The sequence below is a fragment of the Paraburkholderia pallida genome, assembly GCF_004524855.1.
GTDB lineage: Bacteria > Pseudomonadota > Gammaproteobacteria > Burkholderiales > Burkholderiaceae > Paraburkholderia > Paraburkholderia oxyphila.
Window position 1 is genome coordinate 1894857 of sequence record NZ_CP038148.1, and the last position, 15861, is coordinate 1910717.

12 protein-coding genes are annotated in these 15861 nt (G+C 67.5%); 10 read left to right on the forward strand and 2 right to left on the reverse strand.

Translation table 11 applies throughout. The features are described 5' to 3' along the window. The first annotated feature begins 62 nt into the window (after positions 1-62). Positions 63-1301: a cytochrome-c peroxidase gene (locus E1956_RS08620; protein WP_134750462.1), complete on the forward strand. Its 1239-nt coding sequence runs from the start codon at positions 63-65 to the stop codon at positions 1299-1301. 10 nt (positions 1302-1311) lie between these two features. On the opposite strand, the gene E1956_RS08625 is transcribed toward E1956_RS08620, so the two are convergent. Then, positions 1312-2205 (reverse strand): IclR family transcriptional regulator, encoded by an 894-nt coding sequence (locus tag E1956_RS08625; RefSeq protein ID WP_134748220.1) that lies wholly within the window; start codon positions 2203-2205, stop codon positions 1312-1314. A gap of 134 nt (positions 2206-2339) precedes the next feature. Here E1956_RS08625 and E1956_RS08630 point away from each other — a divergent pair, with 134 nt between their 5' ends. The 3 genes from E1956_RS08630 to E1956_RS08640 all read left to right on the forward strand — a co-directional run bounded on the left by E1956_RS08630 (position 2340) and on the right by E1956_RS08640 (position 7806). Next, positions 2340-4769, forward strand: a complete 2430-nt coding sequence (locus E1956_RS08630; protein WP_134748221.1) for a cytochrome P450/oxidoreductase — start codon at positions 2340-2342, stop codon at positions 4767-4769. A gap of 267 nt (positions 4770-5036) precedes the next feature. After that, positions 5037-6557, forward strand: coding sequence for a class I adenylate-forming enzyme family protein (locus E1956_RS08635; protein ID WP_167760028.1), 1521 nt, complete (start codon positions 5037-5039; stop codon positions 6555-6557). Positions 6558-6648: 91 nt separating this feature from the next. Next, positions 6649-7806 (forward strand): acyl-CoA dehydrogenase family protein, encoded by a 1158-nt coding sequence (locus E1956_RS08640; RefSeq protein ID WP_134748222.1) that lies wholly within the window; start codon positions 6649-6651, stop codon positions 7804-7806. Positions 7807-7883: 77 nt separating this feature from the next. Here the strand turns inward: E1956_RS08640 and E1956_RS08645 are convergent, their stop codons facing one another. Beyond that, on the reverse strand, positions 7884-8786 hold the full coding sequence (locus E1956_RS08645; protein ID WP_028221765.1) for a LysR substrate-binding domain-containing protein: 903 nt from the start codon (positions 8784-8786) through the stop codon (positions 7884-7886). Between the two features lie 354 nt (positions 8787-9140). On the opposite strand from E1956_RS08645, the gene E1956_RS08650 reads away from it, so the two are divergent. The 6 genes from E1956_RS08650 (at position 9141) to E1956_RS08675 (ending at position 15818) form a co-directional block, all read left to right on the forward strand. Beyond that, the gene (locus tag E1956_RS08650) at positions 9141-10046 is read left to right on the forward strand and encodes an SDR family NAD(P)-dependent oxidoreductase (RefSeq protein WP_134750466.1); all 906 of its coding nucleotides are present in this window, start codon (positions 9141-9143) and stop codon (positions 10044-10046) included. After that, positions 10046-11356, forward strand: coding sequence for an acetyl-CoA hydrolase/transferase family protein (locus E1956_RS08655; protein WP_134748223.1), 1311 nt, complete (start codon positions 10046-10048; stop codon positions 11354-11356). Before E1956_RS08650 ends, E1956_RS08655 begins: the two co-directional genes overlap by 1 nt. Positions 11357-11416: 60 nt before the next feature. Beyond that, positions 11417-12616 (forward strand): acetyl-CoA C-acetyltransferase, encoded by a 1200-nt coding sequence (locus tag E1956_RS08660; RefSeq protein WP_134748224.1) that lies wholly within the window; start codon positions 11417-11419, stop codon positions 12614-12616. 102 nt (positions 12617-12718) lie between these two features. Further along, positions 12719-13897, forward strand: coding sequence for a phenylacetate--CoA ligase family protein (locus E1956_RS08665; RefSeq protein ID WP_134748225.1), 1179 nt, complete (start codon positions 12719-12721; stop codon positions 13895-13897). Further along, positions 13894-15030 carry a lipoate--protein ligase family protein gene (locus E1956_RS08670; RefSeq protein WP_134748226.1) on the forward strand — a complete coding sequence of 379 codons (1137 nt, stop codon included), beginning with the start codon at positions 13894-13896 and terminating at the stop codon, positions 15028-15030. The genes E1956_RS08665 and E1956_RS08670 overlap by 4 nt, the downstream gene beginning before the upstream one ends. Continuing rightward, positions 15027-15818: an enoyl-CoA hydratase/isomerase family protein gene (locus tag E1956_RS08675; protein WP_134748227.1), complete on the forward strand. Its 792-nt coding sequence runs from the start codon at positions 15027-15029 to the stop codon at positions 15816-15818. Before E1956_RS08670 ends, E1956_RS08675 begins: the two co-directional genes overlap by 4 nt. The last annotated feature ends 43 nt before the right edge of the window (positions 15819-15861 follow it).

Genomic DNA, 15861 nt, shown 5'->3' on the forward strand with positions numbered 1-15861 from the left:
GCGTCGTCAAGGCCGCGCGCTCCGTACCGGCTAGCGCCGCCGTGGCGGCGCTAGCGGCCGGCATGGCCATCGTGGCAGCGAGCGCACCGGAGATGGCCGAGGCGCAGGCCACGCGCATCCCCGCTCCAGCGGCGGCCCCGCAGGCCGCGGCAAAGCCCGTCTTCAGCGACACGGCTGCGCTCGGCAAGCTGCTGTTCTACGATCCGTCGCTCTCGGCTTCGGGGCGCATGTCGTGCGCGAGCTGTCATAGCCCCGCGCATGCCTACGGGCCGCCGAATGGCCTCGCCGCGCAGCTCGGCGGCGCCGATCTGCGCTCGCAGGGCACGCGCGCCGTGCCGACGCTGCGCTACGTGCTCGACCGCACGCCCATCTGGACGCATGTGCAGGCGGCCAGCCTCGGCGAACGCTTCGAGGACGACAACTCGCCCGCGGGCGGTTTTGGCTGGGACGGGCGCTTTAACCGCCTGCGCGACCAGGCCACGTTTCCGCTCTTCAATCCCGGCGAGATGGCGAACGGCGATGCCGCTTCGGTCGTCGCGAAGCTCGCGCGCGCACCGTACGCGGCACGCTTCAAGCAGGTCTTCGGCGAGACGGTATTCGACTCGCCGCAAGTGGCGTTGCGCGAGGCAATGACGGCAATCGAGCGTTACGAGCTCGAAGAGCCCGACTTCCACCCGTACACGAGCAAGTTCGATTATTACCTCGACGGCAAGGCGCAACTCAGCGCGAGCGAGCGGCGCGGCAAGAAGCTCTTCGACGATCCGAACGGCGGCAATTGCGCGTCCTGCCATATCGACCAGCCCGGCGCGAACGGTGCGCATCCGCTCTTCACCGATTTCCAGTTCGAGGCGCTCGGCGTGCCGCGCAATCCCGAACTGCGGGTCAATCGCGATCCGGCGTACTACGACGAGGGGCTATGCGGGCCGTTGCGCCACGACCTCGCCAAGGACCAGACGATGTGCGGCCTCTTCAAGACGCCCACGCTGCGCAACGTGGCGACGCGCCAGGTGTTCTTTCACAACGGCCGCTTTCATACGCTGCGCGACGCGCTGCGCTTCTACGTCGAACGCGATACGAACCCGGAGAAGTGGTATCCGCGCGACGCCCACGGCCAGGTCGTGAAGTTCGACGACTTGCCGCCGGCCCTGCGCCGCAACGTCGACACCATCGATGCGCCGCTGACCAGCAAGCGCGGCGACAAGCCCGTCTGGAACGCACGCGACATCGACGATGTGATCGCCTTCCTGAAGACGCTCGACGACGGCTACCAGCCCGGCGCGCAACCGCCGCACGGGCCGTGATCGCGATGTTTCACGCCGCCCGTGTGACCGGCGGCGCGTAGCCGAGCAGGGCGCTCGCGGCCGCCGCTTCGCGGCGCAGCGCGTCGGCCACGGGGCCCTCGGGCGACGCGTCGAAGCCGCCCGTCGCGCCGAGCGCCGTGAGCACGGCGCAGAGCCGGCCCGTGTGATCGAACATCGGTGCGGACACCGCGCTGATGCCCTTGAGGTTCGTGTCCTTCACGCTCGCGCAGCGGTGTGATTCCACTTCGGCTTGCACCGCGCGGCGCAATCTTTCGACTGGGACGGGGGCGTGTGTTTCGTTATCCGTACGATCCCGCGCTTCATCCGGTTCGAGCAGGGCGCGCAGCGCCGGCGCCGCAAGCCTGAATTCTTCCTGCGCCAGCGCGAGCACGCGCGAGTCGTCGAGCAGCCCGAGAAAGACGCGGCCCGTGGACGACCACAGCAGCGACATCACCGACCCCACGCGCACGTTCACCGTGACCGGCAGACCCGGCTCCTCGAAGCGCACGATCGTGGGCCCCATATTGCCCATCACAGCGACGAACGAGGTCACCTCCAGCGCCTCGCGCAACCGCACGAGCGCGGGCTCGGCCGCACGCACGGGATCGGCCTGGCGCATGGCGGCCACACCGATCATCATGGCTTCGGCGCCGAGCAGATACTGCTGCGTTGCGCTGTCCTGAGCGACGAGTCCTTCCTCGATGAGGCTCACCAGATAGCGGTGCACCTTGGCGGGACTCTCGCCCACGTAGCCCGCGAGACCCGAGAGGCTCGCGCGCCCGCCCAGGCGCGCGAGGCCCTTGAGCACGGCCATGCCGGTCTGCGCGGACTGCACGCGCTGGCGGCGCTCGCGCGTCGCTGCGCCGGCGGGCGCGGGTGTGGCGGATGCGGCTTTTTTAATCATTCAGCGATCCTGGTGACGCCGCCCCGCCATGCGCGTGACGGCATGCGTGGAGGTTAACCCCTATCTTTGCGTTACGCAATGCGTACTAGAGTTACGCAAAACGATATCGGCGCAACATTGCAGGAGGCAGCACCATGAGCGAGACACCTGGCGATACCGCTGCGCAGCCCCCGGATTCCCGGCCCCAAAATGCGGCGGCAGGGCGTTGCCCCGTTCTCCACGAGGCTCACGCGGTTGTGGACGCTGCCGCGCGCTGCCCGGTGAGCGCGAACGCGGCGGCCTTCGACCCGTTCAGCGACGGCTACCAGCAGGACCCGCCCGACTACGTGCGCTGGGCGCGCGAGCAGGAGCCCGTGTTCTACAGCCCGCAACTCGGCTACTGGGTGGTCACGCGCTACGACGACATCAAGGCGATTTTCCGCGACAACCTCACGTTCTCGCCCTCCATCGCGCTCGAAAAGATCACGCCTACCGGGCCCGAGGCCAATGCTGTGCTCGAGTCGTACGGCTACGCCATGAACCGCACGCTCGTGAACGAAGACGAGCCCGCGCACATGCCACGCCGCCGCGTGCTGATGGAGCCGTTCACGCCCGAGCATCTGAAGCGCCACGAACCGATGGTGCGGCGCCTCACGCGCGACTACGTCGACCGTTTCATCGATTCGGGCCGCGCCGATCTCGTCGACGAAATCCTCTGGGAGGTGCCGCTCACGGTAGCGCTGCATTTTCTCGGTGTGCCCGAGGAAGACATGGACATGCTGCGCCGCTACTCGATCGCGCACACGGTCAACACCTGGGGCCGCCCGCGCCCCGAAGAGCAGGTGGCGGTGGCGCATGCGGTGGGCAATTTCTGGCAATTCGCGGGCAAGGTGCTCGAGAAGATGCGCCAGAATCCCGAGGGCTCCGGCTGGATGCAATACGGCATCCGCAAGCAGCAGGCGCATCCCGAAGTCGTCACGGACTCCTATCTGCATTCGATGATGATGGCGGGCATCGTGGCGGCGCACGAGACCACGGCGAACGCCACGGCGAACGCGATGAAGCTGCTGCTGCAGCATCCACGCGTGTGGCGCGAGCTCTGCGAAGACCCGAGCCTGATACCGAACGCCGTGGAGGAGTGCCTGCGCCACAATGGCTCGATCGCGGCGTGGCGGCGTTTGGCGACGAAGGACGTGCAGATCGGCGGCATCGACATTCCGGCGGGCTCGAAGCTCCTGATCGTGACGTCGTCGGCGAATCACGACGAGCAGCATTTCGCCGACGCCGACCTGTTCGATATCCGGCGCGAGAACGCGAGCGACCACGTCACGTTCGGCTATGGCGCGCACCAGTGCATGGGCAAGAACCTCGCGCGCATGGAGATGCAGATCTTCCTCGAGGAATTTACGCGCCGCCTGCCGCATATGCGTCTGGCCGATCAGCAATTCACCTATGTGCCCAATACGTCGTTTCGGGGTCCGGAGCATCTTTGGGTGGAATGGGACCCCGCGCAGAACCCCGAGCGCACGAATCGTGCGTTGCTGGGCGCGCGTTCGCCAGTGCGCATCGGCGAGCCTTCATCGCATGCGCTGAGCCGCCCGGTGGTGGTCGAGCGTGTGGAAACCGTGGCGGAGGGCATCGTGCGGCTGCGTCTGGCCGCGCCCGAGGGCGCGACGCTGCCGCGCTGGGCGCCCGGCGCGCATATCGACGTGGAATGCGGCGCGGAGTTCGGCACAGCCGCCGACGAGTTGGGCAATTGCGGCCATGACGCGCTGTCACGCCAGTACTCGCTGTGCGGCGACCCCGCCGACACGGGCGCGTTCGAAATCGCGGTGCTGCGCGAAACGCAGAGCCGCGGCGGCTCCGCGTGGATTCACGACGCGCTGCGTGAGGGCATGCGCCTGAGGATCCGCGGGCCGCGCAATCATTTCCGGCTCGACGAGACGCGCGAGGCGGGGCACCGGGCCATTTTCATCGCGGGCGGCATCGGCATTACGCCAATCAGCGCGATGGCGCGCCGCGCGCGCGAACTCGGCATCGACTATTTGTTGCACTACAGCGGCCGCTCGCGCCGGACCATGGCGTTCGTCGACGAATTGGCACAGCTGCATGGCGAACGGCTGCATCTCTACGCCTCCGATGAAGGCACGCGTAACGACTTCGGCGCGCTGCGCGTGGACGAGCACACGCGCGTTTATGCCTGTGGCCCGGCGCGCATGCTCGACGCGCTCGAGGCCGCGAGCGCCGCGTGGCCGGCAGATACCTTGCGCATGGAGCACTTCGCCGCGAGCGCCGGCAAGCTCGATCCGGCGAACGAGCACGCCTTCGAGGTCGAACTCAAGGATTCGGGCGTCGTGCTCGAGGTGGGCGCGGACCAGACCGTGCTCGACGCGCTGCGCCGCGCGAATATCGACGTGCAGAGCGACTGCGAGGAAGGCCTGTGCGGCTCGTGCGAAGTGCGCGTGCTGGCGGGCGAGGTCGATCATCGCGATGTCGTGCTCACGCGCGCCGAGCGCGACGCGCAGACCCGCATGATGACCTGCTGCTCCCGCGCACGCGGCAAACGGCTGATACTCGAGCTTTAGAGCATGAGCGTACCGGGGCCCGAACACGAATATTACGTTTTGCTGACGATTTCGCGGCTGCTGGCAGGCGTCGCAAGCGGGAGTAGCAGGCAGGACTAACATCGGGGCTATTGCCGACTTCCGGCCAGACGAATGCCGGCTTCTTTGAAAACGAATTGTTGGCTGCGCGCCGCTCCACCACACTGAGAACTGTCGCGAGGCGGCGCGTGCACACGTGCCGTGAGAGAACCGAAAGAGCAAAGACAGGAGGCGAAGGTGGTGACAGGCGTGGCGCGGGCGGCGCGCAAGATCAGCGACATCGCGCGGCACTGGGCGCAGGCGGCGCCCGAGGCCACGGCGATACGCGAAGAGGGCCGCGAGACCGGCTTCGGCCAGCTCTGGCGCAACGTGGAGGCCGCGCAGCGCTTTTTGCGCGCGCAGGGCGTGGGCACGGGCGACCGCGTGATGGTCGTGGCCGAGAACTGCTCGGCCGTGATCACCCTGCTGTTCGCGCTTTCGGAGATCGGCGCGTGGCCGGCCATCGTCAACGCGCGGCTCTCGGAGCGCGAGATCGAGGCGATCCGCGCGCATTGCGGGCCGCGTCTGATGCTCTTCACGCATGCGGCTTCGCCCGACGCGCTGCGTCACGGCGTGCGCCAGCGCGCGAAAGAAATCGCGCCAGAGGGGCTCGGCCCGCTGATGATGGCGGACCCCGACCCGCAAGCCGTGAGCGAGCCCGAAGCGCTGGCCCACGAAGTGGCGCTCCTCATCTACACCTCGGGCACGACGGGCCAGCCCAAGGGCGTGATGGCCACGCATCGCGGGCTGCTGCATTTCGCGCACGTGTCCGCCACTTCGCGCGACATGACGCCCGCCGACTGCGCCTACGCAGTCATGCCGATGTCGCACATCTTCGGCCTCGCCACGCTGCTGCTCGCCACCTTCGAAGCGGGCGCGAGCCTGTATCTGGCCACGCGCTTCTCGGCCGAAGAGGTGGTGAAGGCGTTGAGCGCTTCGGAAATCTCCATCCTGCAGGGCGTGCCCACGATGTTCACGCGCATCGTCGCGTGGGCGCGCGAGCATGGCGGCGCGGTGCAGGCGCCGCGCCTGCGCTATCTCTACACCGGCGGCGGCCCGCTCGATCCCACGCTCAAGCAGCAAGTGGAAGCGCTCTTCGGCATGCCGCTGCATCACGGCTACGGCATGACCGAGTACGCGGGCTCGCTCTTTATCACGCGCATGGACCGGCCGCGCAAGGACACGTCCTCGGGCGAGATCGTCGAAGGTGCGGAGCTGCGCATCGTGGGCCCCGACGGCCGCGAAGTCGCGCAGGGCGAGGCGGGCGAGCTATGGGTGCGCGGGCCGGGCGTCATGCATGGCTACTATCGCGAGCCCGCGCTCACGGCCGAAGCGATCGACGCCGATGGCTGGCTCAAGACCGGCGACCTGGGACGGCTCGAAGCCGATGGCGCGCTCTTTATCGTCGGGCGCTCGAAGGACCTCATCATCCGCTCGGGCTTCAACGTCTACCCGATCGAAGTGGAGTCGGTCATCAACACGTGGGAGGCCGTGCGCCTTTCAGCTGTGGTGGGCCGCACCGACGCCGAAGGCAACGAGGAAGTCGTGGCCTTCGTGGAGCCCAAAGAGGGCGCGACGCTCGATATCGAGGCGTTGCAGCGTTATATCGGCGAGCGGCTTTCGCCCTACAAGCGCCCCGTGCAGATCGTGCCCATCGACATGATTCCCACCACCGCGAGCGGCAAGCTGCAAAAGCAGCCGCTGCGCGAGCTGGCTGCGCGCCGCCGCTAGCGCGTCGTTCCAATTCGAAGCGGCGCGCTTTTGTCCGGTGCTTTGGACGGAGCAACGCGCCGCCGCACTCAACTCATAAGGAATGCAAATAATGATTCGCGACCAGGAAACGATGAACGTGCTGCTCGATAACGTCGCGCGCTTCGTGCGCGAGCGCCTCGTGCCGAACGAGGAGCGCGTGGCGGAAACCGACGAGATCCCCGCCGACATCGTGAACGACATGAAATCGATGGGCCTGTTCGGCCTCACGATTCCGGAGGCCTACGGCGGCCTCGACCTGACGATGGAAGAAGAAGTGCTCGTGATGTTCGAGCTCGGCAAGACCTCGCCCGCGTTTCGCTCGATCATCGGCACGACGGTGGGGATCGGCTCGCAGGGCATCGTGATCGACGGCACCGAGGAGCAAAAGTCAACGTGGCTGCCGAAGCTCGCAACCGGCGAGGTCATCGCGAGCTTCGCGCTCACGGAGCCGGGCTCGGGCTCCGACGCGGCCTCGCTCAAGACGCGCGCCGAGCGCCACGGCGACCACTATGTCGTGAACGGCACCAAGCGCTTCATCACGAATGCGCCACAGGCGGGCATGTTCACGCTGATGGCGCGCACCAATCCCGACGAACCGCGCGCGGGTGGCATCACGGCCTTCATCGTCGATGCGAAGACGCCCGGCATCAGCTTCGGCAAGCGTGACCGCAAGATGGGCCAGAAGGGCGCGCATACCTGCGACGTGATCTTCGAGGACGCGAAGGTGCCGGCCGAAAATATTATCGGCGGCAAGGAGGGCGTGGGCTTCAAGACCGCGATGAAGGTGCTCGACAAGGGCCGCATTCATATCGCCGCGATCTGCGTGGCCGTGGCGCAGCGTATGCTCGACGACGCCTTGCGCTATGCAATGGAGCGCGAGCAATTCGGCCAGCCGATCGGCGAATTCCAGCTCGTGCAGGCCATGCTCGCGGACAGCCAGGCCGAGCTCTATGCCGCGCGCTGCATGGTGCTCGACGCGGCGCGCCGCCGCGACGAAGGCAAGAGCGTGAGCACCGAGGCCGCATGCGCGAAGCTCTTCGCCTCGGAGATGTGCGGCCGCGTGGCCGATCGCGCGGTGCAGATTTTCGGCGGTGCGGGCTATATGGCCGACTATGGCATCGAGCGCTTCTATCGCGACGTGCGCCTGTTCCGCATCTACGAAGGCACGAGCCAGATTCAGCAGATCGTCATCGCGCGCAACATGATGCGCGACGCGCAGGCGCTTTGATTTGTGAGGCGGCGGCATCGGGGCCGCCGCCGCGCCTTTGCGCAATCAGCCCCGAAATCGCGGGCAAAACGGGACATTCATTCGAGCCGCCCGATGCCGTCGGCCACCAGCAGGTCGACGAGCTTGCGCGCGAAAAGGGGCAGCGCCTCGCGCTCGGCCACGCAGATCTGCAGCTTGCGCACGGCCCACTCGTTGGTGAACGGCACGATCTTGAGCGCCATGGTCTGCGCGTGGCGGCGCGCGGTGCCCTCGGGCAGCACGCCAATGCCGATGTTCGCTTCGATCATGCGGCACGCAGCCTCGAAGTTGCTGACCTGAATGCGCCAGCGAATGGTGCGCTGCAAGTCCGATGAGGCGCGCTTGAGAAAGGCGTAGATTGCGCTGTCGTCGGGCGGGCCCACGAAGTCATAGTCGAGCGTCTGGGCGAAGTCGATCTCGCTCGCCTGCGCGAGCGGGTGCGAGAGCGCGGTCGCGAGCACGAGACGGTCGCGCCGGTAGGGCATCACTTCGAGCCCCTCGGTACGCACATCGCCGGCCACGATGCCGATGTCGATGGTGCCGTCCTGCACGGCGCGCACGATGTCGGGGCTCAGCCGCTCGTGGATATCCACGTACACGTCCGGATGATTGATGAGGTAGGTGCGCAGCACGGCGGGCAGAAACTCGCTCATGGCCGTGGTGTTCGCGAACACGCGCACATGGCCCTTCACGCCCTGCGAGTACTCCTGCAGATCACCGCGCAATTGCTCCAGTTGCTTGAGCACGCGCCGCGCATGCGCGAGCAGTGTCTCGCCGGGCGCCGTGAGCGTCACGCCCTGGCTCGTGCGCGAGAGCAGTTTTACGCCGACTTGCTCTTCGAGATTCTTGATGCGCGTGCTGGCCGCCGGCAGCGAAAGATGCGCGCGTTCCGCGCCGCGCGTGAGGCTGCTGGCCTCCGCCACGTGCGTGAAGAGCTTCAGGTCGACAAGATCGAAATGCATGGTTTCGCCCAGTAGTGCCTTGGTGCTTGGGTGACCGCGGGGCCGGCGCTGCCACTGTCGACGTTCGTTCGAACGAGATTGTGCGAGCAGGACGCAAGCGGCAAGACTCCGCGGATCTTGCGCATTATTGCGTCGCAGCGCAACACGCGCCATTAGCGGAATTACGGGTTAATCCTGGACGAATCGGGCATTCGGCATATCCAAATTGTGCCCGCGCACGCGTTGCGTCAAGCTGCAAGCACGACAAACGGCGCGGCAAATCCGCAAGACGGTGCGCGCCGGAAAAGCAGATTCATTTGAACGGATGCCCGTGCGACGCGGGACGGAGGAGCACGAACGATGACGACGCAACGGATGCTGGAAGGCAAGGTAGTGGTGGTGACGGGCTCGGGCGGCGGCATTGGCCGCGACATCGCGTTGGCGATGGCGCGCCAGGGCGCCAAGGTCGTGGTCAACGACGTGGGCGCGTCGCTCTCGGGCGAGGGCCACAACGACGGCCCCGCGCAGGCCGTGGTCAACGAGATCAAGGCGTTCGACGGGCAGGCCACGGCAAACACGGACAGCGTGGCCGATGCGGCGGGCGCCGCACATATCGTACAAAACGCGCTCGACGTATTCGGCCGCGTCGACTGCGTGGTGAACAACGCGGGCATTTTGCGCGACCGCTTCTTCCACAAGATGAGCGAGGAGGAGTTCGACTCGGTCGTGAAGGTCCACCTGTACGGCTCTTACTACGTGTCGCGCGCCGCCGCCGACCACTTCAAGGACCAGCGCAGCGGCGCCTTCGTGCACATGACCTCGACCTCGGGCCTGATCGGCAATCTCGCGCAGGCCAACTACAGCGCGGCGAAGCTGGGCATTGCGGGGCTCTCGAAGTCCATCGCGCTCGATCTGCAGAAGTTCGGGGTGCGATCGAACTGTATCGCTCCGTTCGCGTGGAGCCGTATGATCAACTCGATCAAGATCGATTCGCCGGAGCAGGAAGCGCGCGTCGAAAAAATCAAGCAGATGACGCCCGCGAAGATTGCACCGCTCGCAGTGTTCCTCGCAAGCGAGCAGGCCGCCGACGTCACGGGGCAGATCTTTGCCGTGCGCAACAACGAGATCTTCCTGATGAGCCAGCCGCGCCCCGTGCGCTCCGTGCATCGCGGCGAGGGCTGGACGCCTGAAACGATCGCTCAGCACGCCATGCCGGCGCTGCGCGGCTCGTTCCATGCGCTCGACGTCTCCGCCGACGTCTTCAGCTGGGACCCGGTCTGATGTCGCGTGCCGCGCGTGTCGTTGAGGCTGATGCGCTCGATTTCACGCAATACGTGCGCTCCGGCGACCTCGTTGCGTGGGGGCAATGCGGCGCGGAGCCCTGCACGCTCACGGCGCGGCTGATGGCGCAGCGCAAGGCCATCGCCGCGCAAGGCGGCCAGGGTCGAGCCAGTGGGCGCTTTCGCGTGTTCATTGGCGCGTCGTGGTCCGAGACGCTCGAACCGGAACACGCGGACGTCGTGGACTTTCTCGCCTATGGCGCGGCGGGCACGAATCGTAGGCTCGAACGCGCGGGTGTCCTCGATATTCTCCCGTGCCACTACTCGCAGTTCCGCGAGGCCTTCACGCGCGGGCCGAACCGCGTGGACGTGCTGCTGCTGCAAGTCGCGCCCGCCGATGAGTCGGGCCGCTACAGCCTCTCGATCGCGCACGAGTATCTCGTGCCGCTCATTGAAACCGCGCGCGTCGTGATTGCCGAAGTGAACGCGGCGGCGCCGTGGACTTACGGCGAGCGCATGCTGCGCGCCGAAGACTTCGACGTGCTCGTGCACACCGAGCGCATGCCGCTCGAAGCGCCGGCGGCACAGGCCGGTGCAGTCGAAGCGCGCATCGCGGCGCACGTGGCGGGCCTCGTCGAGGATGGCTCGACGCTGCAGTTCGGGCTTGGCGTACTGCCCGAAGCGATTGCGCAGCGCCTCGACGACCGGCGCGATCTGGGTGTGCATACGGGCACCATCGGCGACGCGATCGCTGGCCTCGTGGAAGCGGGCGTGGTGACCAACGCGCGCAAGACGCGCGATGCGGGCGTGAGCATCGCGGGCACGATGATGGGCACGCGCCGTGTCTACGGCTTCGCGCATCGCAACGCCCAGGTGCAGTTCTGCTCCACGGCCTATACGCACGACATCGACGTGCTCGGCAGCATCGACCGGTTCGTCGCGATCAACTCCGCACTCGAAGTCGATCTGACCGGCCAGGTGAACGCGGAAGTGGCGGCGGGGCGCTACGTGGGCGCCGTGGGCGGTGCGCTCGATTTCATGCGCGGCGCGGCGCGCTCGCGCGGCGGCATGGCCATCGTTGCGCTCGCTTCGAGCACGCGTCACGGCAGCCGCATTGTCGCGCGCTTGGCCGGGCCGGTGAGCACACCGCGCGGCGATGCGGCCGTGATCGTGACCGAGCACGGCGTGGCTGACCTGCGTGGGCTGACGCTGGCGCAGCGCGTCGAGCGGATGCTGGCGATTGCGCCGCCCGAATGCCGCGAGGCGTTGGCGGCCGGGCATCACGCGCAGCGCGACACGCTAGCGGCCTGAACGAGCCAGCGTGAATGATCGATACAGAACGCTAATCGAACGAATACAGAGGATAACGAAATGAGAAGAGCAGCCATTGTTGCGCCGGTACGCACGCCGGTGGGCACCTTCGGCGGCAGTCTGCGCACCGTTGCGGTCGAGACGCTGGCCGCCACGGTGCTGCGCGAGACGATCGCGCGCAGCGGCATCGACGCGGCGCGCATCGAAGACGTCGTGTTCGCGCAGTCGTACGCCAATAGCGAGACGCCTTGCATCGGTCGCTGGGCTGCGCTCGAGGCGGGGTTGCCCGTGCAGGTGCCGGGCATGCAGCTCGATCGCCGCTGCGGCGGCGGCCTGCAAGCCGTGGTGACCGCGGCGATGATGGTGCAAAGCGGCGCCGCCGACGTGGTGGTAGCGGGCGGCGTGGAGAGCATGAGCAACATCGAGTACTACACCACGGACATGCGCTGGGGGGCACGCTCGGGCTCGGTGCGCATGCACGACCGGCTCGAGCGCGGCCGCGAGCGCTCGCAGCCCGAGGCGCGCTTCGGCTACATCTCGGGGATGATCGAAACGGCCGAGAACCTCGCGAAGGAATACGGGATCACGCGCGAAGAGGCGGACGCCTTTGCGGTGCGCAGCCACCAGCGCGCGGCGGCGGCGTGGGAGTCGGGCCGCTTCGCCGAGGAGGTGGTGCGGGTTTCGGTGCCGCAGCGCAAGGGCGAGCCCGTGCTGTTCGCGCACGACGAAGGCGTGCGCGCCGACGCGAGCGAGGCATCGCTCGCGAAGCTCAAGCCGCTCATCAAGGGCGGCACGGTGACGGCGGGCAATGCGAGCCAGCAGAACGACGCGGCGGCGGCGTGCCTGATCGTCGCCGAAGACCAGCTCGACAAGCTCGGCCTCACGCCGCTCGGCTATCTCACGGGCTGGGCCGCGGCGGGCTGCGAGCCCGCGACCATGGGCATCGGCCCCGTGCCCGCCGTGCACAAGCTCCTGCAGAAGACCGGTCTCACGTTCGACCAGCTCGATCTCGTCGAGCTGAACGAGGCGTTCGCATGCCAGGTGCTCGCGGTCCTCAAGGGCTGGGGCTGGCACGACGAGTCGCGCCTGAACGTGAACGGCTCGGGCATTTCGCTCGGCCATCCGATCGGTGCGACGGGCGTGCGCATGCTCACGACGCTGCTCTACGAGCTGCAGCGCCGCAAGGGCCGCTATGGCCTCGAAACGATGTGCGTGGGCGGCGGGCAGGGCATCGCGGCCATCTTCGAGCGCGCGGCGTAAGGCTGGCCGCATCAAGGGCGTCGCGCGCCAGTGTGCGAGCGCGGCGCATCGAACCTGAGGTCGGCGGCATCGCACCGCCGCTGCCTCTACCATGGAGGAGACATGCGCGATCCGCTCGATTCGCTCAATCTGCAACTCGAACGCCTGCACGCACATCCGTTCTACGCGGGACGGTTGCCGCGCAGTGTGGCAAGCGCGGCCGAATTCGCCGAACGCGTGCCGCTGATGTCGCGTGCGCAGCTCGTGGCTGAGATGGGCAAGCCGGGCTACGGTGCGTTCGCACCGCCTGTGCCGCCCGTGCGCGTGCATCTGACGCCCATGGGCGCGGCGCTCGTGCCCATCCTGCACAGCGCCGCCGATCTGCGCGCCATTGAGACGGCATGCGGCCAGCATCTCGACGCCTGCGGCATCGGCCCGGGCGACGTCTGCATGGTCACGTTCGGCTATCACCTGTTCGTGGCCGGGCTCTTCTACCAGAGCCAGATGGAGGCGCGTGGCGTCGCCTGCATCCCGCATGGCCCCGGCGAAACGGAACGTGCCGCGCAAGTGGCGCGCCAGTGCGGCGTGACGGTGCTCGCGGGCAATCCCACGCACGCGCTCAAGCTGATCGAGGCCGGGTGTCCCGTGCCGCGCGTGTTTTTCGCGGGCGGCGAGCCCTTTAGCGGCAACGAGGCGCTCTATACGCGCGTGCGGGCCGCCATGCCTGGCACGCTGCTCATCGACAGTTATTCGTTATCCGAATGTCTGCCGGTGGCGCGCACGTTCCCGGGTGGCGCAGGCGTGCATGTTTTCGACGAACTGCTCCATGCCGAAGTGATCGACCCCGACACGCTCGCGCCGCTGCCCGACGGCGAGCGCGGCGAGCTCGTGCTCACGCATCTGAAGAAGGAGCTGCAGCCGCTCGTGCGCTACCGCACCGGCGACCTCACCGTGCTCGAGCGCACGGCGAGCGTGCATGGCCGCACGGTGTCGCTGCCGCGCGTGGTGTTCGGGCGCGTCGATTCGATGGTGAAGATCAAGGGCGTGAAGGTTTATCCGTCCGAGATCAAGAGCGTATTGCTCGGCATTGCGGGTGCCACGGGAGCCTACCGTCTCGTGGTGGGCGCCAAGGCGCACGGCGGCGACCATCTCACCCTGCTCGTCGAGGGGGCGCCCGCCGAGCTGGACGCGATTGCCGAGCGCTTCAAGCGCCAGACGCTGATTCACGCCGACGCGATCGAGGTCGTCGCGAAGCTCGAAGGAACCGCGCTGGTGCAGGACCAAAGGAGAGAGAAAACATGAACAACGCAAAAGTAGCTCCGGCGCCATGGCGCTACGTCGTGGGCGACCACAACTACGCGGATTTTTCGACTTCGGTTTCGCCCGCTGTCGAGCGCGCGGTGGCCGAGGGTCTCGCGCCACCCACCGTACTCCTGAACGTCTTCAACGGTGACAGCATCACCGTGGGCGTGAACGAGGATCCGAACCAGGTGCTCGACCTGCCGTTCTGCCGCAGCAACAACGTGCTTGCACGGCGGCGCGTGAGCAGCGGCGGGGCCATCTATGCGGGCAGCGGCTCGGCCTTTCTCGCGCTGTATCTGCCGGTCGACCTGCCGGGCGTGCCGGACACGGCTGCGGCTGCCTTTCCGGCCATCCTCGGGCACGTGGCAGACGCGCTGCGCGAGGTGTTCGGGCTCGCCGCGTCGTACCGGCCGCTCAACGATGTCGAGATCGACGGCCGCAAGCTGGTGGCGACCTCGATGAAGATCGAGAGCGGCGTGCTCACGTTCCGCATCCTGCTGAACGTCAAGGCGATCGACACCGCTATCGCGGCGCGTGCCATGCCGATGGCGCCAGAGAAAGTGAAGGACAAGAAGCTCAAGGACCTCGGCTCGCGCTACACGTATCTGGAGCAAGAGCTGGGCCGCACGGTGAGCGAGGCGGAACTGCGCGCGTGGGTTCAGGCGTGCGTGCGCCGGGCATTCGGCGACGTCGCGCTCGCAGCAGGCGAGCTGGGCGAAGCGGAGCACGCCTACGCCCAGCAATATACGAGCGAGCTCGTCGACGATGCCTGGTTCCACGAAAAGAGCGAAGCAACGCGCTATGGGCCCATCGAGCAGGCCGGCGATCGCGTCGTGCGGGGCCGCGAGAAAGCGCCCGCCGGGCTGATCTGGCTGAGCCTGCTGGTGCGCGGCGGGGTGGTGCAGCGCGCGATCGTGAACGGCGACTGGCATCCGCGCCCGCTGCGCTCGGTGGCCTGGCTCGAAGAGGGCTTCGCGGGACTGGCGGCCACGCGCGAAGCGTGCGGCGCGCATGTCGAAGCGTTCCTCGCCCGCGCGGACGTGGAGTTCGCGGGCGTCGAGTCCGTGCATCTGCTCACGGCACTCGACAAGGCGCTCGCCGAGCTCACGCACGCGCAGGGAGCGGCCGCATGAGCGGCTCGACACTGCTCGTCGATATCGAGGACGGCATCGCCACGCTGTGCTTCAACCGCCCCGAAGCGAAGAACGCGATGAACGTGGCCATGCGTGCGGAGCTTCACGACGCGGTCGTGCGCATCCGCGCCGAGCGCAGCGTGCGCGCCGTGGTGCTGCGTGGCGCGGGCAGCGACTTCTGCTCGGGAGGCGACGTGCGCGGCATGAACGTGACGAGTGCCCAGGCCGGGCGCGAGCGCATCGACGATCTGCATGGCTGGGTGAGCATGCTGATCGACCTCGACCGCCCCGTGATCGCCGCGGTGGATGGCGTGTGCTACGGCGCGGGCTTCAGCTTCGCGCTCGCCGCCGATTTCGTGATCGCCAGCACGCGCGCGCGCTTTTGCATGCCGTTCATGAAGGTGGGGCTCGTGCCCGATTGCGGCGCGTTCTATACGCTGCCGCGCGTGGTTGGCCTTGCGTGTGCGAAGGATCTCGTGTTCACGGCGCGCGAGGTAGGCGCAGTAGAAGCGAAGGCGATGGGCGCCGTGCTCGAGATCGTCGAACCGGACCGGCTGCACGCGCGCGCGGCCCAGCTCGCGGCGAGCCTTGCCGCCGCGTCGCCGGTTGCGTTCGGCGTGGCCAAGCGCGCGTTGAATCAGTCGCTCGGCAGCGACTTGCGCACGATGCTGGAAATCGAGGCCGCGGCGCAGGGCATCGCATTCACGACCGAATACCACCAGGAGGCCGTGAGGCGCTTTCGCGAGAAGGCGGAGCCGCTCTTCAAGTGGCCCGCGCGCGAAACTTGAGCACCCGCTTCGCACTCCATAGTTCTTTATCTTCAGCACAGCT

Coding starts and splice junctions, on each gene's coding strand:
- E1956_RS08620 (WP_134750462.1), top strand. CDS start 63: ATGGCCATCGTGGCAGCGAGCGCACCGGAGATGGCCGAGGCGCAGGCC.
- E1956_RS08625 (WP_134748220.1), bottom strand. CDS start 2,205: ATGATTAAAAAAGCCGCATCCGCCACACCCGCGCCCGCCGGCGCAGCG.
- E1956_RS08630 (WP_134748221.1), top strand. CDS start 2,340: ATGAGCGAGACACCTGGCGATACCGCTGCGCAGCCCCCGGATTCCCGG.
- E1956_RS08640 (WP_134748222.1), top strand. CDS start 6,649: ATGATTCGCGACCAGGAAACGATGAACGTGCTGCTCGATAACGTCGCG.
- E1956_RS08645 (WP_028221765.1), bottom strand. CDS start 8,786: ATGCATTTCGATCTTGTCGACCTGAAGCTCTTCACGCACGTGGCGGAG.
- E1956_RS08650 (WP_134750466.1), top strand. CDS start 9,141: ATGCTGGAAGGCAAGGTAGTGGTGGTGACGGGCTCGGGCGGCGGCATT.
- E1956_RS08655 (WP_134748223.1), top strand. CDS start 10,046: ATGTCGCGTGCCGCGCGTGTCGTTGAGGCTGATGCGCTCGATTTCACG.
- E1956_RS08660 (WP_134748224.1), top strand. CDS start 11,417: ATGAGAAGAGCAGCCATTGTTGCGCCGGTACGCACGCCGGTGGGCACC.
- E1956_RS08665 (WP_134748225.1), top strand. CDS start 12,719: ATGCGCGATCCGCTCGATTCGCTCAATCTGCAACTCGAACGCCTGCAC.
- E1956_RS08670 (WP_134748226.1), top strand. CDS start 13,894: ATGAACAACGCAAAAGTAGCTCCGGCGCCATGGCGCTACGTCGTGGGC.
- E1956_RS08675 (WP_134748227.1), top strand. CDS start 15,027: ATGAGCGGCTCGACACTGCTCGTCGATATCGAGGACGGCATCGCCACG.